Annotated in this window: 18 protein-coding genes and 1 pseudogene; 10 read left to right on the top strand and 9 right to left on the bottom strand. The window is 67.0% G+C overall.

Going from position 1 to position 17,899, the window contains the following annotated elements; translation table 11 throughout:
* Window positions 1-121: 121 nt before the first annotated feature.
* Complete coding sequence (locus tag ACTOWJ_RS13240; RefSeq protein WP_441335083.1) at window positions 122-1,069, bottom strand: DUF6929 family protein; 948 nt, start codon at window positions 1,067-1,069, stop codon at window positions 122-124.
* A gap of 366 nt (window positions 1,070-1,435) precedes the next feature.
* Here ACTOWJ_RS13240 and ACTOWJ_RS13235 point away from each other — a divergent pair, with 366 nt between their 5' ends.
* Window positions 1,436-1,648: a hypothetical protein gene (locus ACTOWJ_RS13235; RefSeq protein ID WP_441335082.1), complete on the top strand. Its 213-nt coding sequence runs from the start codon at window positions 1,436-1,438 to the stop codon at window positions 1,646-1,648.
* A 71-nt stretch (window positions 1,649-1,719) separates the two neighbouring features.
* Here the strand turns inward: ACTOWJ_RS13235 and ACTOWJ_RS13230 are convergent.
* Both ACTOWJ_RS13230 and ACTOWJ_RS13225 read right to left on the bottom strand, forming a co-directional pair.
* Window positions 1,720-1,974: pseudogene (locus ACTOWJ_RS13230) on the bottom strand (alpha/beta hydrolase); the annotation flags it as partial.
* 117 nt (window positions 1,975-2,091) lie between these two features.
* Window positions 2,092-2,619 carry a hypothetical protein gene (locus tag ACTOWJ_RS13225; protein WP_441335081.1) on the bottom strand — a complete coding sequence of 176 codons (528 nt, stop codon included), beginning with the start codon at window positions 2,617-2,619 and terminating at the stop codon, window positions 2,092-2,094.
* Between the two features lie 612 nt (window positions 2,620-3,231).
* Between ACTOWJ_RS13225 and mqo the strand changes: the two genes are divergently transcribed.
* On the top strand, window positions 3,232-4,923 hold the full coding sequence (mqo, locus tag ACTOWJ_RS13220) for a malate dehydrogenase (quinone) (protein WP_441335080.1): 1,692 nt from the start codon (window positions 3,232-3,234) through the stop codon (window positions 4,921-4,923).
* A 22-nt stretch (window positions 4,924-4,945) separates the two neighbouring features.
* On the opposite strand, the gene ACTOWJ_RS13215 is transcribed toward mqo, so the two are convergent.
* Entirely contained in the window at window positions 4,946-5,872 is a 927-nt protein-coding gene (locus tag ACTOWJ_RS13215) for a LysR substrate-binding domain-containing protein (RefSeq protein ID WP_441335079.1), read from the bottom strand.
* 141 nt (window positions 5,873-6,013) lie between these two features.
* Between ACTOWJ_RS13215 and ACTOWJ_RS13210 the strand changes: the two genes are divergently transcribed.
* Together ACTOWJ_RS13210 and ACTOWJ_RS13205 are read left to right on the top strand one after the other, a co-directional pair.
* Window positions 6,014-6,412 carry a RidA family protein gene (locus ACTOWJ_RS13210; RefSeq protein WP_441335078.1) on the top strand — a complete coding sequence of 133 codons (399 nt, stop codon included), beginning with the start codon at window positions 6,014-6,016 and terminating at the stop codon, window positions 6,410-6,412.
* A 1-nt stretch (window position 6,413) separates the two neighbouring features.
* The gene (locus ACTOWJ_RS13205; RefSeq protein ID WP_441335077.1) at window positions 6,414-7,565 is read left to right on the top strand and encodes an oxidoreductase; all 1,152 of its coding nucleotides are present in this window, start codon (window positions 6,414-6,416) and stop codon (window positions 7,563-7,565) included.
* Between the two features lie 40 nt (window positions 7,566-7,605).
* Here ACTOWJ_RS13205 and ACTOWJ_RS13200 read toward each other — a convergent pair whose 3' ends face one another.
* The 4 genes from ACTOWJ_RS13200 to ACTOWJ_RS13185 all read right to left on the bottom strand — a co-directional run bounded on the left by ACTOWJ_RS13200 (window position 7,606) and on the right by ACTOWJ_RS13185 (window position 10,414).
* Window positions 7,606-8,136, bottom strand: a complete 531-nt coding sequence (locus ACTOWJ_RS13200; RefSeq protein WP_441335076.1) for an Ohr family peroxiredoxin — start codon at window positions 8,134-8,136, stop codon at window positions 7,606-7,608.
* 52 nt (window positions 8,137-8,188) lie between these two features.
* Window positions 8,189-8,959, bottom strand: coding sequence for an SDR family oxidoreductase (locus ACTOWJ_RS13195; RefSeq protein WP_441335075.1), 771 nt, complete (start codon window positions 8,957-8,959; stop codon window positions 8,189-8,191).
* A 166-nt stretch (window positions 8,960-9,125) separates the two neighbouring features.
* Window positions 9,126-10,145: a LysR family transcriptional regulator gene (locus ACTOWJ_RS13190; protein WP_441335074.1), complete on the bottom strand. Its 1,020-nt coding sequence runs from the start codon at window positions 10,143-10,145 to the stop codon at window positions 9,126-9,128.
* Window positions 10,142-10,414 (bottom strand): sigma factor-like helix-turn-helix DNA-binding protein, encoded by a 273-nt coding sequence (locus tag ACTOWJ_RS13185; protein ID WP_441335073.1) that lies wholly within the window; start codon window positions 10,412-10,414, stop codon window positions 10,142-10,144. The genes ACTOWJ_RS13190 and ACTOWJ_RS13185 overlap by 4 nt, the downstream gene beginning before the upstream one ends.
* Window positions 10,415-10,583: 169 nt before the next feature.
* On the opposite strand from ACTOWJ_RS13185, the gene ACTOWJ_RS13180 reads away from it, so the two are divergent.
* From ACTOWJ_RS13180 to ACTOWJ_RS13165, 4 genes are all read left to right on the top strand, one after another.
* Window positions 10,584-11,063, top strand: coding sequence for a carboxymuconolactone decarboxylase family protein (locus ACTOWJ_RS13180; RefSeq protein ID WP_441335072.1), 480 nt, complete (start codon window positions 10,584-10,586; stop codon window positions 11,061-11,063).
* A gap of 83 nt (window positions 11,064-11,146) precedes the next feature.
* On the top strand, window positions 11,147-11,569 hold the full coding sequence (locus tag ACTOWJ_RS13175; RefSeq protein ID WP_441335071.1) for a cupin domain-containing protein: 423 nt from the start codon (window positions 11,147-11,149) through the stop codon (window positions 11,567-11,569).
* 137 nt (window positions 11,570-11,706) lie between these two features.
* Window positions 11,707-12,594 (top strand): RNA polymerase sigma-70 factor, encoded by an 888-nt coding sequence (locus ACTOWJ_RS13170; protein WP_441335070.1) that lies wholly within the window; start codon window positions 11,707-11,709, stop codon window positions 12,592-12,594.
* A 226-nt stretch (window positions 12,595-12,820) separates the two neighbouring features.
* Window positions 12,821-14,113, top strand: coding sequence for a lipase family protein (locus tag ACTOWJ_RS13165; RefSeq protein WP_441335069.1), 1,293 nt, complete (start codon window positions 12,821-12,823; stop codon window positions 14,111-14,113).
* Between the two features lie 54 nt (window positions 14,114-14,167).
* Here ACTOWJ_RS13165 and ACTOWJ_RS13160 read toward each other — a convergent pair whose 3' ends face one another.
* Window positions 14,168-15,250, bottom strand: coding sequence for an AraC family transcriptional regulator (locus ACTOWJ_RS13160; protein WP_441335068.1), 1,083 nt, complete (start codon window positions 15,248-15,250; stop codon window positions 14,168-14,170).
* 125 nt (window positions 15,251-15,375) lie between these two features.
* Between ACTOWJ_RS13160 and ACTOWJ_RS13155 the strand changes: the two genes are divergently transcribed.
* Both ACTOWJ_RS13155 and ACTOWJ_RS13150 read left to right on the top strand, forming a co-directional pair.
* Complete coding sequence (locus ACTOWJ_RS13155; protein WP_441335067.1) at window positions 15,376-16,629, top strand: CaiB/BaiF CoA transferase family protein; 1,254 nt, start codon at window positions 15,376-15,378, stop codon at window positions 16,627-16,629.
* 94 nt (window positions 16,630-16,723) lie between these two features.
* A complete protein-coding gene (locus tag ACTOWJ_RS13150) occupies window positions 16,724-17,875 on the top strand; it encodes an acyl-CoA dehydrogenase family protein (RefSeq protein WP_441335066.1) in 1,152 nt (383 codons plus the stop codon).
* Window positions 17,876-17,899: the final 24 nt, after the last annotated feature.

The following is a 17,899-nucleotide window of genomic DNA, read 5'->3' as shown; positions in this document are numbered from 1 at the left end:
CCGAGCGTCGGATCGGTGTCGGACACCGGTCGGGAATCGTTCCGCGGCGGGCGCTGAGCGCCAGCTTGCGTTGATCCCGCCCGCGACGGCCGTCGCGGGCGGATACGCCCTCAGAACACCCTCAGAATGTGAGCGAGGCGCTGAACAATTCGGCGGCCGCGCCGCGGTCGTCGGCGTCGGTCACCAGCAGCAGTCGGATCAGCGCGCCGTCCTGACGGGCATCGATCCCCTCGATCTTGCGCACCGGCCGCACGAACTCCAGGGTGAGCAGCCGCCCGTCCGGGTCCAGACTGCCTATCGCCGCGCCGACGCAGGGGCCATCGTGATAGGTGTCATCGACGTTCTCCGCGACCGCGCTGAAGATCAGCCGGCCATCGGGCAACGCGGCCGCGTCGGTGAAACCCAGAGCGACGCCGTCGATTCGGCCCAGCTCGACCCGCGACACCGTGGCGGGCAACGCGGGCAGGCGCAGGTCGCCGCCGACGCTCAATGCCTGCAGCGCATCGTCGAGCGGAAACCGGATCAACGCATTGTACGGATGACCGCCGCTGGCCCGTTGCAGCAGCACCAGATCGCGCCCGCGCACCACCGCGCCCTCGATGTTCAGCGCCGGAAAATCGCGCTGCAACGCGGCGTACAGCGCGGACAGATCGACCGCGCGCGGCGCGCCGCTGAGCGCGCCGGCGCCATCGAGCCCCAACAAGACGCCGCCTCGGCGCCCGGGCGTGGATCCCGAACCCAGCGCCAACAAGGCGCCGCTCGGATAAGCGGCGAACGGCGGCAGGCGCAGCAAGGCTTCCAGGTCGGGCTTGCGCGCTTTTCGCAGCGCCGCCGCGTCAGGCAGATCGCCGGGAAAGATCCGCACCCAGCGGCCCGCGCCCTGTCCGCTCAGGCCTTGTCCGCTCAGGCCTTGCCCGCCCAGATCGAACACGCCCAGGTGCAACTCGTCGTCGGCGATCGCGTACATGAACTCGCCGGCGACCACGATGCCGCTCGCGGCGCTGAGGCGATCCGGCGTGGCGGTTTGCGAGGTAGCGAGAGTCAAGCGACGCAGCGGTTGAAGATTCATCGTCCGGCCAATCCATGCTTGCGTCCAGCCTAGCAAGCCTGCGGCTCCGGCAATGGCGCCGATTCGCGCGAATCGCCGATTCATCCTCGCATCGGGCATCGCGACTCAGCTATTCCCGCACTCAAGCCCTCTGAATAAAGCCCGCGAGCGCGAAATCGCTGCGCGTGTTTCGCCCAGCCTTGCAACGCGATTTGTGCGCCAAGTTGCATTCCGGGCCGGAAAACCTCTACGCGCCGGTACGGCCGCTTGCCATGGCGCACTACTATCGGTCCGTCGCGAGTTCGTGATGCAGACGCATTCGCGACGGCGAACATCCGCGCACCGCGGCGGTTCGCCTAATCATCGCCATCACGGAGGAATCTGCAAATGCGCAATCGGAAACTTGTACTGGGATTGGTCCTGGCCGCGGTCAGCACGATCGCTTCTGCCTCGCTGCTGCCGCCGCCGGGCGAGATCCGCAGCTACTATAAAGACGGCGTCGAAGTCGGCACGGCGATTCACGACTGTTATGGCAACCTCAGGGTCACCGGCACCGTGACCAAGGACTATTACATCGGTTACCTACACTGCGGCCACTGATCCATCGCCTTGTGCGACCGGCGGCATCGCGGCGACGGCGGGTCCGTCGCCGCGATGCCGCGCGGCCCGGCTTATTCGCCGATCACACCGATGGCGGCCAACCACGTCTCCACCAAGCGCGGCCACTGCGTCACCGGATGCTTCGAAGGCCTCAGCCCGAAGGCATGTCCGCCCGCCGCGTACAAATGCATCTCCACCGGAACGCCGGCTTTCTCCAGCGCGATGTAGTAGGCGAGCGAATGATTCACGTCGTCGACGTTGTCGTTCGTCGCCTGCAGCAGGAAGGTCGGCGGCGTTCGCGCGCTGACGTGGATGTCCGGCTTGAGCTCGAACGTCTCCGGCGCCTTGAAGGACCGATTGTCGTCCACCGGACAGACAACGGCGTTACACATGACAAGGCCGGCTGGAGCCGGCCTTGTGTGCGATCGCGACGGCGACGGATGCTAGGACTGCTGAGGCCTATTGCCTAGCGCCACGTCCGCGTAAGTCTGCGAGGAACCGTTAACGGCAATCGTATCGAGCTGGTTGATCGTATTGTGGGTGATCAGATTGCGGGGATCGGCCGGAGGATCCACCTGATGGCTCGGCCGGGGGCCGCGCTTTTCCGCCGTCTCCGCGGCGCGACGCGCGGCGAGAGCCGAATAGCCCGCATCCACTGCCACCGAGCGCGCCGCTCTGGCGGCCTCGAGATTGGCCTCGGTCGGATTTCTGCCGGCCGCGTACGTGGCCGCCCTGGCCGCTTTCTCCGCGGCCCTCGCCGCCTCGGTGGCTACGTCGGCCGCGCGGTCGACCGCGGCGGGCATGCGCTGGGCAAAGGCTCGCGTCGCAGCCATTCCGGCGGCGGCCGCCTTCGCTGCTTCGTTTTGGGCCGCCGCGAGATTGTCGGCGACATCCGGGTCGGCGCCGGCGGAAACGCCGCCTTGCGTTGCGCGTGATGAGCTGTCGGCTCCTGAGGGTCCGTTCACGGACATGACTGCACTCCTTGTCGTTGTATGTCGGATCGATCGGTGGCGAATGCGATTTCGCTGATTCAAGCCATTGCAAGTAACCCGATGGTCGAATAGGACGCTACTCCCCACGGATCGAGCAGAACACCCGGGGTTGACCCTAGGCCGCGGCCTGAATACGCGGCGGTCGCATCGATCCGCTGGCCGCGCGGATTTCAGCGCTTCACGGCTAAGAGCGCCTCGCGCGGATACGTTCAGAGGGCATCCGAATGCAGGCAGCCTGCGCAAGCACGGCTCAAGCCGCATCGCCGCCCGCCGGGCCCGCGCTCGCGCCAGGACCCGGCGTCGTTCGGCCTCGCGCAGCACCCGTCCTTTTCAGGTGCAGCGATTCGCGCAGACCCACAAACGGGCAAAGCCGGACATTCGAGCGACCTCGAACCGCCCGGCCGCCCGCGGCTGGATCTGGATACTGGGATCGGGACTCACTTCGCCGCGGTGAGAACCGATATCGTGCTCGAGCACGGCGCGGGGTCCTGGCCTTCCGCGCGGCCCGAGCGTCCGTCCGCGACGCGTGAACGGCCTCTTCACGCCGTTCCCGGTCCCATGGCATCGAAACTTCCCCGGTTACCCGCGACTATGAAAAAACTCCGCAAACTCCTGCTCGTTCTGCTGATCCTGGCGCTGACGGGGATCGTGTTCCTGTACTGGCCCCTGTATCAGCGCTCGGTGCCGCCCGCCGGCAACGACCAGCCCGTGGATGTCGTGCTGATCGGCGGCGGCATCATGAGCGTGACCCTGGCCACGTATCTGCAGGAACTGCAACCGGACTGGAACATCCAGTTGTACGAGCGCCGCGACGGCGTGGCCGAGGAAAGCTCGGACGGCTGGAACAACGCCGGCACCGGCCATTCGGGTTTCGCCGAACTCAACTACACCCCGCAATTGCCCGACGGCAGCGTCGAGACCAAGCGCGCGGTCGAGATCGCCGAGCAGTTCGAGATCTCGCGCCAGTTCTGGGCGCATCAGATCGCCCAAGGCCGTTTGCACCAGCCTTCGGACTTCATCAATCCGACCCCGCACATGAGTTTCGTCTGGGGCGACGAGAACATCGCTTATCTGCGCAAGCGCCGCGACGCCCTGGTCAAGAACCCGCTGTTCTACGGCATGGAATATTCCGAGGACGCCGAACAGATCCGCAAGTGGGCGCCGCTGTTGATGGAAGGCCGCGATCCCAAACAGAAAGTCGCAGCCACCTATATGCCGCTCGGCACCGACGTCAATTTCGGCGTCATCACCCGACAGCTGACCCAAGGCCTGCAGCGCGCGCCGAATTTCAAACTGCATCTGGGCAACGAAGTCACCGCGCTGCGCCGCAGCGACGACAAGACCTGGAACGTCACGGTCAAGGATCTCAAGACCGATACCGAATCGACGGTCAAATCGCGTTTCGTGTTCATCGGCGCCGGCGGCGCGGCCTTGAAGCTGCTGCAGTTGTCGGGCATCGAGGAAGCGCGCGACTACGCCGGTTTCCCGGTCGGCGGCCAGTTCCTCGCGTTCCAGGCGCCGGCCATCGCCGATCGTCACAGCGTCAAGGCCTACGGCATGGCCGAAACCGGTTCGCCGCCGATGTCGGTGCCGCACCTGGATGCGCGCAAGCTCGACGGCAAGCCGGTGGTGTTGTTCGGCCCGTTCGCGTTGTTCAGCACCAAGTTCCTCAAATACGGCTCGTGGTTCGATCTGTACTCCTCGGTGACCCACGACAACGTGATCGAAATGCTCGATGTCGGCGGCGAAAACCTCGACCTGCTCAAGTACCTGATCGGCCAGGCGAGCCTGGACGACGCCGACCGTCACGCCGAATTGCTCAAGTACTTCCCCAACGCCAAGCGCGAGGACTGGAAGCTGGTCACCGCCGGCCAGCGCGTGCAGATCATCAAGCGCGATCCGGTCAAGGGCCCGGTGCTGCAGTTCGGCACCGAGATCGTCACCGACAAGAACCACACCATCGCTGCGTTGCTCGGCGCTTCGCCGGGCGCGTCGACCTCGCCGCCGATCATGCTCGACCTGCTCGCCAAGGCCTTTCCGCAGCAGATGGACGCCGGCTGGCGCACGCGCCTGCAGCAGATCGTGCCGTCGTACGGGCGCCGTCTGAACGACAGCGCGGAGCTGACCAACCAGATCCGCAAGACGACCAGCCAAGCCCTGCGCCTGCCGTATCTGGAGGTGCCGGTGGCCGGCGCGACGGTGCCGCAAGCGCTGCCCGCGCAGCCGCAGCCGGCGGCGCAGAGCAAACCGCGCAACGACAACACCGAACTGCAGTCGCTGTAATCCGCGGCGCGGCGCCGCCGCGTCAGGCCGCTGCGTCGCCCGGCGCGGCCGGCGCGGCCGGCCCGGACAGCCCGCGCACTTGCGCGCGCAACCACTCCAGCGCCGCGCTCACGCTCGGGCTAGTCGCGCGTTCGGGGTCGGTCACCAAATGGTAGGCGTGGCCGGCCAGGACCGGCCCGAACGGCTGCACCAACTGCCCCGCCGCGATCTCATCGCGCACCAGGGCCAAGCTCAACAAGGCCGCGCCCTGCCCCGCGACCGCCGCCTGGATCGCATGGCTTTCGTCGGAGAAACGCAGTTCGCCGCTCGCTGAGCGCCACGCCAGGCCGGCCCGCGCGAACCAGGCTTCCCAGGTCGGATTGAGCGGGTGATGGCGCTTCCATTGGAAGTGGATGATCGGCACCGCATCCAGATCCGAAGGCACCCGCACGCCCAACCGGGGATTGACCACCGGCGCGAAGTCGTCGGCGAACATCGGTTCGGCCAACAATCCCGGATAAGGGCCGCGCCCGTAACGGATGGCGATGTCCACGCCGCCGCCGACCAGGTCGACCGCTTCGTCGGAGGCGTGCAACTGCAGATCGATCTGCGGATGCAGCACCGTGAAACTCGCCACCCGCGGCAGCAGCCATTTCGAGGTGAAGGCGTTGGTCGCCGAGACCGTCACCGCCGCCCGCGTCCTGATTCGCGCCAAGCGCTCCAACGCGCCCTCGAACGCATCGAAGCCGTCGCGCAGCACTGGGTAGAGCTGGCTGCCGGCTTCGGTCAGCGCCACCTTGCGCGCGCGCCGCTCGAACAGCGGCACGCCGAGCGATTCCTCCAGCGAACGGATCTGATGGCTGACCGCGGTGGGCGTGACCGCGAGTTCGCCGGCGGCGCGGCTGAAGCTGCCATGCCGGGCGGCGGATTCGAAGGCTCGCAGGGCGGACAGGGGCAGGCGGCGGCGCATAAGCCTATAGATGAAATTTTCTCATCTTATGCCTGACAATTTCGCGTTTGTCAAAGCGCAGATATGAGACCAATTTACTCGCCAAGCCGGTTCTGACCAGCTGAGTAAAACTTCATTTAATCGCTAGCGAGGACCGCGATCATGCTGCAACGAGTCGTCACCCAACCCGACCCCTACGAGCCCTATCTGCTGTCGCAGGGCATCGCCTTCGGCGATCTGCTGTTCGTCTCCGGACAGGCCGGCGCCGGCGACGACGGCAAGATCGTCGACGGCGGTTTCCGCGCCCAGGGCGAACAGGCCTTCGCCAATCTGCGCCGCGCGCTGGAAGCCGGCGGTTCGAGCCTGAAGGACGTCATCAAGGTGACGATCTTCGTGACCGACATGAGCCACTTCCAGGACGTGGTCGAACTGCGCCGCGCGTTCTTCAGCGCGCCCTATCCTGCCGACACCATCGCCGAGATCAAGGCGCTGTACGACCCGAAGGCGATGATCGAGATCGAGGCGATCGCCGCGATCACCACCTCCGGCGGACATCGCTGAGATGGCCATCGCCGCAGACGCTTCGATCCCCACCTCACCGCTGTTCGCGCCATTGCGCGTGGGTACGCTGACTGTGCGCAACCGGCTGGCGGTGGCGCCGATGACCCGCATCAGCGCCGCGCCCGACGGCCAGCCGACGCGACGCATGGGCAAGTACTACGCCGCCTTCGCCGACGGTGGCTTCGGCCTGGTGATCTCCGAAGGCATCTACACCGACAAGGCCTACGCGCAGGGCTATCAGTTCCAGCCGGGCCTGTCCGACGATGCGCAACGCGACGCATGGCGGCCCATCGTCGAAGGCGTGCACGAGCGCGGCGGCCGCATGATCGCGCAGCTGATGCACGCCGGCGCACTGGCCCAGGCCAATCCGCATCGCGCCGACACGCGCGGCCCTTCGGCGGTCCGCCCCAAGGGCGTGCAGATGGCGTTCTATCGCGGCAGCGGCGAGTACCGGTTGCCGACGCCGATGTCCGAAGCGGAGATCGCCGCGGCGGTGGACGGCTTCGCGCAGGCCGCGACGCGGGCGCGCGAGGCCGGATTCGACGGCGTGGAACTGCACGGCGCGAACGGCTATCTGCTCGATCAGTTCTTGAGCGAGGGCGTCAATCTGCGCGAGGATCGCTACGGCGGCGATCTGCAACGGCGCCTGCGCCTCACCGTGGAGACGGTCGAAGCGGTGCGCGAGGCGGTCGGTCCGGATTTCCCGCTCGGCGTGCGCGTATCGCAAGCCAAGGTCAACGACTTCGTGCACAAATGGAGCGGCGGTGTCGAACAGGCCGCGGCGATCTTCGGCACGCTCGGCAAGTTGCCGATCGACTACCTGCACACCACCGAGTTCGAGGCCTGGCAACCGGCCTTCGGCGACGGCCTCAGTTTGGCCGCGTTGGCCAAGCGTCATGCCCAGGTGCCGGTCTTCGCCAACGGATCGCTGCACCTGCGCGAAGAAGCCGCCGCCTTGCTCGCGCGCGGCGACGCCGATCTGGTCGCCTTGGGACGCGGTGCGTTGACCCACTCCGACTGGCCACGCCGATGCCTGCAGGGCCAGCCGGTCGAAGCCTTCGACCGCGGCTTGATCGATCCGCTCGCCGATCTGGACAACGCCGAGCGGCGACGCGAACGCCTGCGCACGGAACAACGACAAAGCGCGCGCTGATCGGGTCGCGAGCGCGGCCGGCCTTCAGTCGCGACGGCGATCAGAGCGCGTCCTCGCGCGAATCCGCCGACTGCGATGGGTTTGCAACCGCCACCACATGGTCGATGCCGTGGCGGAACATTTTTGCGTAGGGACACACGCGTTCGGCGTTGCGCACCAACTCGGCGGCGAGCACGCGATCCAAACCCGGCAGATGCACGCGGACATCCGCCGACAACGCAAACAATCCGTCCATGGGGTCGCGCGCGAAGGTCACCGCAGCCTCCACCATGAGCTCGCCCACGACGATTCCCGCCCGACCGGCCAGCAAGGTCAACGCGCCATGGAAGCAGGCGGCATAACCGGCGGCGAGCAGTTGCTCCGGGTTGCTGCCGCCGCCCGGGCCGCCCAGTTCGATGGGCAGGCGCAGGTTCACCGCGAGCGCGCCGTCGTCGGACGTCGCCACGCCCGATGCGCGCCCGTGCGCCGCCTCGCCGCCGGTCACCCGCACCCGGCCGGTGTAAAGCGCGAACGCGTCGTCGCCGCGATACTTGTCCAGCAGCTTGGGCGATGGCGGCCGCAACGGACTCATGGCGGGCAACGTCGACGCGTTTTCGCTCGGCGGCGGCCGCGCGATCGACGGTTCAAGCCTGCGGCGCGTAACGTGCGTACTGGGACTGCGCGAGCCAAGCCTCGAAGTTCAACTCGCCCTGCCACGCCGCCTGCTCGGGCACCAAGGACTCGCGCTGCAGTTCGGCGCCGAAATAACGCGACTTCGCATCGCCGATCACTTCGCGCGGATCCTGGACGATGCGCATGAACCGCTGCGCGAGCTCCGACAACGGCTCGCGTTCGGGCCCGGCGATCTCGACGATGCCGTTGATCGGCGGCCGAAGCGCCAGGCGCGCGACCGCTTCGGCGACGTCCTGCGAGGCGATGGGCTGCACCAGCGCGGTCGGCAGGCGCACCGTGCCGCCGTCGGCGCCGGACTGGATGATGCCCGGCAGGAATTCGAAGAACTGGGTGGAATGCACGATGGTGTACGCAAGCCCGGACGCGCGGATCAATTTTTCCTGGGCCAGCTTGGCGCGGAAGTAGCCGCTGTCCTGCAGTTTCTCGGTGCCGACCACCGACAGCGCCAGATGGTGCCCGACGCCCGCCTTGATCTCCGCGCTCAGCACGTTGCGGCTGGCGGTCTGGAAGAAATCCATCACCGCGGCGTCTTCGAAGGACGGTGAGTTGGCCAGATCGACCACCGTGTCGGCACCCGCCATCGCGGCATCGAGCCCTTCGCCGCTGAGGATATCGATACCGGTCGACGGCGCCGCGGCGATCGCCTCATGTCCCTGCTCGCGCAGGCGCGCGACCACCTTGCTTCCGATCAGTCCGGTACCGCCGATGACGACTAATTTCATGATCCACCTCTCCAAGTCCTGACGGGGCAACCGGCGCCGCTGCGGGACAGGAGCGAACCGGCCGGCGCGATGACTGCGACGACGAAGATGCTAGGAGCGCGCCTGCGCCGATAGTAGCCCTGCCGCCGGATTCACGATGTTTCCCGCCACGCACCAATGGCCGCCGTCAACCCGCGACAGCGACCATGCGCGCCGGATCGCCGCGGCCGCGATGCAGTTCCAGCGCGCAGTCCAGGTCCAGGGCGCGGATCCGCGCGGTGGCGAAGTCGATGAAGGCGCGGATGCGCTTGGGCAATTGCCGACGGCTCAGGTAACACAGGTAATGCCCGCCGTCGTCGGGCGCGAACGGGTCCAGGCAGGACACCAGGGCACCGCTGCGCAGGGCGTCGCAGACCTGGAAACCCGGCATCTGCGCCAGTCCTTGGCCGTCCAGCACGGCTTGTAGCGTCAGCTCATCGTCGTTGAACACGATATCGCCCGACGGCAGGAGCCCGCGCGCGCGGCCATCGATCTTGAAATCCCAATCGCGCAGCCGGCCGTTGGGCAGGCGGCGGTGGATACAGGCATGCGCTCGCAGTTCCTCGACCGACCGCGGCACGCCGTGCCGGCGCGCGTACTGCGGCGATGCGCAGACCAGCATCTGCATCGGGATCAGTTGTTTGGCGATCACCTGACTGTCGTCCAGGCGGCCGTCGCGGAATGCCACGTCGACCCGATCGACCGCCAGATCGGCCGGGCGCTCGTCCAACACCAGTTCCAGGCCGATGTCCGGATAGCGCAGGCGGAAGTCGGCCATCAACGGCGCCAGCACCTTGCGACCGAATCCGTGCGTCGACCCGATCCGCAGCTGGCCGCGCGGCGGCCCTTCGCGCAGATCGCGCATTTCCTCCAGCGCCTGCAGGATCCGCTCCACGCCGGGGCGGCAGTTCTCGAAGAACAGTTCGCCCTCGCAGGTCAACGAGGTCGAACGCGTGGTGCGCGAGAACAAGCGCGCGCCCAGTTGCCCCTCGAGTTTCTGCACGCTGCGGCTGACCGCCGAGCGGCCCACGCCCAGGCGGTCGGCCGCGCGCGCGAAACTGCCTTCGGTGGCGACCGCGATGAACGCCACCACCCCGGAATAACTGGCGGAGAAACTGTCGGACAGCGAATCGGAATGATCGGCCGGCATCCGGGTCGTGGCGTTCATCGCGCTACCGCCTTCGCCGGCCGACACAGCGGCAACATCCGGCTCAGCGCGAGCGCGCGCGCCTGGTCGACATGGTCGCGGCACACCTGCGTCGGTTGACCGATCAGCCGGGCGATGTCGTCGTAACCGGCCTCGAACACTTCATGCAGCAAGAACGCCGCGCGCACCTGCGGCGGCAGCGCGTCCAACGTGACCATGAACTCGGACCAGATGCGATCGACGTTCGATCCGGTCTCAGCGGAACTGGCGGAAAGCTCGGAGGTAGTCATGCATCAAGGTCGTCGCAGCGCACCGGCTTGTGACAGCCGCGGGCATTGGTGCGCCGCGCTCAACACCGCGCGCCCTTCCAGCGGCCTACCGGCGCACCGCGGCAGGGCCTAGATTGACGACAAACCGGGCGCGACCGCGCCCGCCCGTACCCTTCCTGGAGCGTCCGTCATGAGTCAACGCATCGATTACCAACAGCAGTCCCCGGAATTGTTCAAGAAGCTCATCGAGTTCAGCATGCAGATCAAGAAGTCGGCGATCGAACCTTCGATCCAGGACTTGGTCTCCCTGCGCGCCTCGCAGATCAACGGCTGCGCGTTCTGCGTGGACATGCACGTAAAGGAAGCCACCATCCATGGCGAGCGCCCGCTGCGCCTGCACCATCTGGCCACCTGGCGCGAATCGACCCTGTTCGCTCCGCGCGAACGCGCGGCGCTTGCGTGGACCGAAGCGCTGACCCAGTTGTCGCCGCAGGGCGTCGCGGACGACATCTACGACCGTGTGCGCACCCAGTTGTCGGAGAAGGAAATTTCCGACCTGACCTTCGCGGTGATGGCGATCAACGCCTGGAATCGCGTCAATGTCGGCTTCCGCGTCGAGCCGGGCACGCAGGACAAGGCCTTCGGTCTGGACAAGGCCCAACTGGCCTGAAGCCGGCCATCGCGCCGCCGACCGTCGCGCGCGCGACCATTTCCCCAAGCCGTCTTTCGCGACGGCGAACCTCGGAGTCCGTCATGCGTATCGTTGCTTCGCTCAGTTTGCTCGCCCTGCTGTGCTCCGGCGCCGCCGCCGCTCACGGCGCTCACGGCTCGCACGCCACCGGCGCGTCGCCTCCCACCGTCAAGACGATCACCACCAAGCCCTTGTCCGACTATCCGGGCAAGGAACTGGTGCTGCTCGAAGTGGAATTCCCGCCGGGCGGCGCCGACTCGGTGCATCGTCACGACGCTCACGCCGTGGTCTATGTGCTGGCAGGTTCGATCGTGATGGGCGTGGCCGGCGGCAAGGAAGTGACGCTGACGCCAGGCCAGAGTTTCCACGAGGGCCCCGACGACGTGCACACCGTCGGGCGCAACGCCAGCAAGGACAAACCCGCCAAGTTCCTGGCGTTTTTGTTGAAGGATATCGACAAGCCCGTGTCGATCCCGGTGCCCTGAGCCGGGCCGCGGCGGCGTCCGGCGGGGGCGGTTTTCGCCGACCGGGCGCCGCATGCCTCACAATCGAGTCTCCGACGGCAAGCTCCCTTACAAGCCAGGCCCGTCACAAACGGGCCCCCTGCTTCGACCTGGGTTCTATGGAAGGCGCGACCGATCTGTTTACCCGACTGCGACCACGCCTGCTGGGCGTGGCCTATCGCATGCTCGGCTCCCTGGCCGAAGCCGAGGACGTGGTCCAGGACGTCTGGTTGGGCTGGAACGAAGCCGCGCCCGGCCATGTCAGCGACGCGGACGCCTGGCTGGTGGTCGCCACGACCCGGCGCTCGATCGATAGGCTGCGGCGCGCGCGCGCCAGCCGCGAACACTATGTCGGCATCTGGTTGCCCGAACCGGTGCTCAGCGATGCGCCGGACACGCCCGAAGCGCTGCAGGAAGCCTCCAGCGATTTGTCGGTCGCGTTCTTGACCGTGCTCGAACGGCTCGCCCCGGAAGCGCGCGCGGCGTTCCTGCTGCGCGAAGTGTTCGACGCCGATTACGCCGACATCGCGCGCACGCTCGACAAGAGCGAGGCCGCGTGCCGGCAGATCGTGCATCGCGCCAAGAGCCAGCTGCGCGAAGAACGCCCGCGCTATGTGGTTTCGGCCCAGGCGCATCAACGCCTGATGCAGCGCTTCGCCCAGGCCTGGACCCGCGGCGATTTCCACGCCATGAAGGCGATGATGGCCGAATCGGCCACCCTCATCGGCGACGGCGGTGGCGTCGTCACCAGTTTCCCCAAGCCGATGGTCGGCGGCCAGCGCATCGCTCAATTGCTGTTCGCCTGCACGCTGCGGCACAAGCACGACTTGCGCATCGAATTGGCCTCGATCAACGGGCGCCTGGGCGTGCTGCGCTACTTCGGCGATGAACTGGAGTCGGCGCAGTCCTACGACACCGACGGCGAGCGCATCGTGCAAATCCAGGTGCAGCGCAATCCCGCCAAACTGCGGCGGATCGCCGCCGACCACGCGCCGTTTCTCGGCTGAGCCGCTCGCGCTCGGCGCGAAATCGGCGCGATATAGCCGCGCCGCCGGCCTGGGCAGATTCGGCCGGCCGGCCCGATCCGCTAACCACCTTGGCCTGTTCGCCGCTCGCGCCCGCGCCGTGCGCATGTGAAGGTCGCGATGCGATCGGCAGGCGCGATCGATCGATACGATCGGCCGGCGATCCCGACGCGATGCAACCGATGCCTTCAGCCGAGGAGGTTCCGTCATGTTCTCGCTCCGTACCCGCCCGCTGCGCGCTTGCCGGCGCAGTCTGTTCCGCCGCGCGGCCACGCTGGCGGCCATCGCGTTGACCATCGCGCCCGCGCTCGCCGCCGCCGAGGTGCCGTTCGCGGCGACACCGGACGCCGATCCGTTCTACGCCCAACCCAAACCGTTTCCGAACCTGCCGGTGGGCACGGTGCTGCAATCGCGTCCGATCCTGTTCCGTCCCAGCCTGGGCATCCCGATGCTCAATCAAGCCTGGCGGATCCAATACGTTTCGCGCGATCACAACGATCGCCCGATCGCCGCGGTCGCCACCGTGGTCAAACCGGTGTCGCAGATCGGCGCGAGCAAGCTGGTGTCGTATCAATACGCCGAAGACAGTCTGGGCCTGGGCTGCGCGCCTTCGCACCAGGTCGCCGGTGAGATCATTCCGGACTTCAGCTTCAGCGCTCAGCTCGAACCGGCGCAGTATCTGATCGGCCTGAAAACCCTGGGCTGGACCGTGGTGATACCCGACCATCAAGGCCCCGACTCGACTTACGCGGTGGGCAAGATCGCAGGACAAATCACCCTGGACGGCATCCGCGCCGCGCTCAATTTCAAACCGCTCAAACTGTCCAGGAGCGCCACGCCGATCGCGATGTGGGGCTATTCCGGCGGCGGACTGGCCACGGCCTGGGCGGCGACACTCAAGCGCAGTTACGCGCCGGAACTCAATATCGTCGGCACCGCGTCGGGCGGCACGCCCGCCGATCTGGGCAGCGCGGTCAACGCCTTCGACAGCGGCCTGGGCAATGCGTTTTTCTTCCTCGGCTACTCGGCGGTGATCGGCGTCAACCGCGCCTATCCGGAGATGATCACGCCGATCTTGAACGCGCGCGGCGTCGCCGCGGCGCAAGCGACCAAGGACAGCTGCCTGGGCATCAGCACGGACATTCTCAACGCGCCTTTCATCGGGCATTTCGCCGACTACACCACCGTCGCCGATCCGCTCAACGCACCCGGCGTACTGGCGACCTTGCCGAAGATCAACCTGCCGCAGCCGGGCAAGTCGCCGGACTTCGACATCTTCGTGTATCACGCCATCTTCGATGAGCTGATCCCGATCGAAGGCACCGACCGGCTGGTGCAAGCCTGGTGCGAGGCCGGCACGCCGGTGCACTACTGGCGCGGCATCGCCGGCGAGCACGTGGCCTTCGTCGCGGCGGCCTTGCCCTCGGCCGTGGCCTATCTCGACAGCCGCCTCAACGGTCGCCGCGCGGCGTTGCCGCTGATCGCGCGCAGTTGCAATTAGTCATGGGGAACCCGTTGCCGCGCATGCGATGGCGCTGCGCGGCAACGGCATGGCTCAGTCGCAGCTCATCAAACGCTGCCGCGCCAGACTCGGCGTGGTCCCGGTCCAGCGGCGGAACGCGCGGGTGAACGAAGGCGGGTCCTGATAGCCCAGCGCGGCGGCGATGGCCTGGATGTCGGTGTCCGGATCGGCCAGCATCCGCATCGCATCGCGTTCGCGCACTTCGTCGAGCAGTTCCTGAAAACCCACGCCGTGTTCGCCGAGCTTGCGCTTGAGCGTGCGGCCGGACATGAACAAATGCGAGGCCACTTGCTCCAACCCCGGGTAGCCGTTGTCGGCACGGCCCAGTTCGCTGCGCACTCGCTCGAGCAGATTCACCTCGGACAGATTCGCGCTCGCCGCTTCGCGCTGGATGTGTTCGGTGGCCTGGCGCGCCGCGGCCTGATCGGCGGTGATCAGACGCCGGTCCAGATACGCGCGCGGCAAGCGCAGTTGATTGGCCGGCATCGAGTAACGCACCGGCGGGATGCGCGAACGGAAGCGTGGGTAATACGCCGGTTCCGGCCAGTCGAACCACAGTTCGAATTCGGGCTGCGCCTCGCCGAGCATGAAACCGCTCATGCGGGTCAGGCCGATCAGAATCGACTCGTGGATCAGCTGCCGCCACGGCCCCAGGTCGTGGGTGTCGCGCGCTTCGAGCACGGCGATTTCGCCCTGCTCGAACAGATGCAGGCTGACGTCGCGCTCGCGCAGGTGGATGTAGTTCATCACAAGGCTCAGCGAATCGCGCAAGGTCATGCAACTCATCGCCGCGTAACCCAGATAGCCGTGCGCGTTGGGAATCGTGCGCAGGCCGAACTCCATGCCCAGCCCTTCATCGCCGCTGAGCTCCACCGTACGCCGCATCACGTACGCCGCGTCGCGCGCCATGACCCGCAGGTTGGGATTGTCGAGCAGCTCCAGGGTCAGCCGGCTGCCGACCAACAACTCGGCCGGATCGACTCCGCGCTCGGCCGCCAGCTCCAGCATCTTGCGCAGGTAGGCCGCCGGCAGCGAATTGCGCAACGGCGCGCGCGGGCGGGAGCGATCCGCGGTGGCATCGGCCGCGCGCGTCGGCGGGGGCGTGGTAGAGCGCATCGGTCTCATCGTGGCCCTTAATGCTAATCATGTTGACATGCTCGGTACTGATTGCAACGGGCGCATCGCGGGGAAACTGAACCGGTTGGCCTGCCCCATCACACTTCGCGGGCCGCGGAGCGTCCATGAGCAATTCCTTGTTGAGCGGCGTGCGCGTGCTGGACTTGACCCGCCTGTTGCCCGGTCCGCTGTGCACGCTGTATCTGGCTCAGCTCGGCGCCGAGGTCATCAAGATCGAGCATCCCGACGGCGGCGACTACGCGCGCCGGCTGTCGCCGGAGTTGTTCGCGCTGGTCAACCGCGGCAAGCGCTCGGTCAGTCTGGATCTGACCCGCCGCGAGGACGTGGAAGCGTTTCATCGCCTGGTCGAAAGCTGCGACGCGGTGATCGAATCCTTCCGCCCCGGGGTGATGGACAAGCTCGGTTGCGGCTATGCGGCCTTGAAGCGGATCAACCCGCGTCTGGTCTATGCGGCGATCACCGGCTACGGCCAGACCGGCCCCTACCGCGACCGCGCCGGCCACGACATGAACTATTGCGCCTACGCCGGCGTGCTCGACCAACTCGGCAACGGCGGCGGGCTGCCGGGTTTGGCCAACGTGCAGATCGCCGACATCGCCGGCGGTTCGCTGACCGCGGCGACCGGCGTGCTCGCCGCGTTGTTGGGCGCGCGCGAATCCGGGCAAGGCTGCATGGTCGACGTGGCGATGCTCGATGGAACCCTGGCCTTGCAGCAGATCGCGCTGTCGACCCTGCGCGAGCGCGGCGAGGTCGAAACCCGCGGCGATGGCATGCTGACCGGCGGACTGCCGAACTATCGGGTCTATCGCTGCCGCGACGGCCGTCATCTGGCGGTCGCCGCGCTGGAGCCCAAGTTCTTCCGCGCCTTGTTGTCGGCGCTGCGCGAGTCCGCGCCGTGGCCGCTGCGCTGGGCATTCGGGCGCGTTGATCGCGAAGCCGAATCTGTCCGCCTCGACAGCGCCGCGCCGGCGCCGCAGCGAGCGCCCTCGCCGCCGCTGGACCCGCAACGGCTCAAGCGCAGACTCGCGCCCTTGCACGGCGTGCTGGCGCTGATCCTGCGTTCGCGCGATCGCGATTACTGGCTGCGCCGCTTGAACGCGGTCGATTGCTGCGTCTCGCCGGTGCTCACGCTCGGCGAAGCCTTACGCGACGAACAAGTGCTGGCGCGCGGCATGGTCGAAGACTTTCGCGGAAAACCGGCGTTCGCCTGCCCCATTCGCTACGAGAACGCGTCGACTCGCAGCGGCGACACGCCCGAACTCGGCGCAGACAACGAGGCCGTGCTGAAACCGCCGCAGGACGTCGCCGCAGCGGGTGCCGCGGTCACCTCCGTCGTCCGCCTTGTCCCGAAAAGCTAAGCGATCTGGCGCGCCGCCGACTCACGGCCGCGCCCGCGTCCGCGCAAGATCGGATCCTCCCATCGCCATCGTCCGCCCAACCATCGAGTAACGCATGCTCCCCAGAACCTTGTTCGACGCCGGCCACGATGCATTCCGCGACAGCGCCAGGCGATTCTTCCGCGAAGACGTGGCGCCGTACCACGAGGCCTGGGAAGAAGCCGGACAGGTCGACCGCAAACTATGGAACCGCGCCGGCGAACTGGGCTTGCTGTGCTGCGCGATCCCCGCCGAATACGGCGGCGCCGGCGGCGACCGCCTGCACAGCATGGTGATGATGGAAGAACAGCTCGCCGTCGGTGCCAGCGGTGTCGGCTTCGTCGTGCATTCCGATATCGTCGCCAATTACCTGCTGCATTACGGCAGCGAAGAACAGAAACGCAGCTGGTTGCCGCGCATGGCCAGCGGCGAGAGCGTCGGCGCGATCGCGATGACCGAACCGGGCACCGGATCGGACCTGCAGAGCATCCGCACGGTGGCGCGCGAGGACGGCGAGGATTACATCGTCGACGGCGCCAAGATGTTCATCAGCAACGGGCTGCAATGCGATCTGGCCATCGTCGCGGTGCGCATGGACGATCAGCTCGACCGCGGCGCCAAGAGCATCAGCCTGATCCTGGTCGAGGCCGACCGCCCGGGCTTCGTCAAGGGCAAGCCGCTCAAGAAAGTCGGACTCAAGGCCCAGGACACCGCGCCGTTGCATTTCGATCAGGTGCGCGTGCCCAAAAGCAACGTGCTCGGCGGCGAGGCCGGCGTGAATCAGGGCTTCATGATGCTGATGCAGGAACTGGCCTGGGAACGGCTGATCATCGCGATCACCTCCATCGCCGGCGCCGAAACCGCGTTCGCCCTGACCAAGGATTACGTCGGGCAGCGTCAAGTCTTCGGCCGACCGGTCGCGGCGTTCCAGAACACCCGGTTCAAGCTCGCCGAGATGAAATCGGAGATCGCGATGGCGCGGGTGTTCGTCGACCGCTGCACCGAACTGGTGTTGCGCGACCAATTGCCCATCGACGCCGCGGCCGCCGCGAAATACTTGTGCTCGGATCTTTTGTGCAAGGTCGTGGACGAATGCGTGCAGCTGCACGGCGGCTACGGCTACATGCTCGAATACCCGATCGCGCGCGCCTACCTCGATGCGCGCGCGCAGCGCATCTATGGCGGCACCAACGAAATCATGAAGGAAATCATCGCCCGTTCGCTGTAAGCGGCGGGCGATCACGGAGAACCC

It is taken from the genome of Lysobacter sp. CA199 (assembly GCF_052078715.1).
Taxonomy (GTDB): domain Bacteria; phylum Pseudomonadota; class Gammaproteobacteria; order Xanthomonadales; family Xanthomonadaceae; genus Lysobacter.
Note: the sequence above shows the minus strand (reverse complement) of the source record. Positions and strands in the feature narration are given on the sequence as shown.

What these genes read in the sequence shown, in the direction of transcription:
- ACTOWJ_RS13240 (WP_441335083.1), bottom strand. Translation starts at nt 1,069, where the DNA reads ATGAATCTTCAACCGCTGCGTCGCTTGACTCTCGCTACCTCGCAAACC.
- ACTOWJ_RS13195 (WP_441335075.1), bottom strand. Translation starts at nt 8,959, where the DNA reads ATGAAATTAGTCGTCATCGGCGGTACCGGACTGATCGGAAGCAAGGTG.
- ACTOWJ_RS13235 (WP_441335082.1), top strand. Translation starts at nt 1,436, where the DNA reads ATGCGCAATCGGAAACTTGTACTGGGATTGGTCCTGGCCGCGGTCAGC.
- ACTOWJ_RS13155 (WP_441335067.1), top strand. Translation starts at nt 15,376, where the DNA reads ATGAGCAATTCCTTGTTGAGCGGCGTGCGCGTGCTGGACTTGACCCGC.
- ACTOWJ_RS13180 (WP_441335072.1), top strand. Translation starts at nt 10,584, where the DNA reads ATGAGTCAACGCATCGATTACCAACAGCAGTCCCCGGAATTGTTCAAG.
- ACTOWJ_RS13185 (WP_441335073.1), bottom strand. Translation starts at nt 10,414, where the DNA reads ATGACTACCTCCGAGCTTTCCGCCAGTTCCGCTGAGACCGGATCGAAC.
- ACTOWJ_RS13210 (WP_441335078.1), top strand. Translation starts at nt 6,014, where the DNA reads ATGCTGCAACGAGTCGTCACCCAACCCGACCCCTACGAGCCCTATCTG.
- ACTOWJ_RS13200 (WP_441335076.1), bottom strand. Translation starts at nt 8,136, where the DNA reads ATGAGTCCGTTGCGGCCGCCATCGCCCAAGCTGCTGGACAAGTATCGC.
- ACTOWJ_RS13225 (WP_441335081.1), bottom strand. Translation starts at nt 2,619, where the DNA reads ATGTCCGTGAACGGACCCTCAGGAGCCGACAGCTCATCACGCGCAACG.
- ACTOWJ_RS13190 (WP_441335074.1), bottom strand. Translation starts at nt 10,145, where the DNA reads ATGAACGCCACGACCCGGATGCCGGCCGATCATTCCGATTCGCTGTCC.
- ACTOWJ_RS13160 (WP_441335068.1), bottom strand. Translation starts at nt 15,250, where the DNA reads ATGCGCTCTACCACGCCCCCGCCGACGCGCGCGGCCGATGCCACCGCG.
- ACTOWJ_RS13165 (WP_441335069.1), top strand. Translation starts at nt 12,821, where the DNA reads ATGTTCTCGCTCCGTACCCGCCCGCTGCGCGCTTGCCGGCGCAGTCTG.
- mqo (WP_441335080.1), top strand. Translation starts at nt 3,232, where the DNA reads ATGAAAAAACTCCGCAAACTCCTGCTCGTTCTGCTGATCCTGGCGCTG.
- ACTOWJ_RS13170 (WP_441335070.1), top strand. Translation starts at nt 11,707, where the DNA reads ATGGAAGGCGCGACCGATCTGTTTACCCGACTGCGACCACGCCTGCTG.
- ACTOWJ_RS13175 (WP_441335071.1), top strand. Translation starts at nt 11,147, where the DNA reads ATGCGTATCGTTGCTTCGCTCAGTTTGCTCGCCCTGCTGTGCTCCGGC.
- ACTOWJ_RS13215 (WP_441335079.1), bottom strand. Translation starts at nt 5,872, where the DNA reads ATGCGCCGCCGCCTGCCCCTGTCCGCCCTGCGAGCCTTCGAATCCGCC.
- ACTOWJ_RS13150 (WP_441335066.1), top strand. Translation starts at nt 16,724, where the DNA reads ATGCTCCCCAGAACCTTGTTCGACGCCGGCCACGATGCATTCCGCGAC.
- ACTOWJ_RS13205 (WP_441335077.1), top strand. Translation starts at nt 6,414, where the DNA reads ATGGCCATCGCCGCAGACGCTTCGATCCCCACCTCACCGCTGTTCGCG.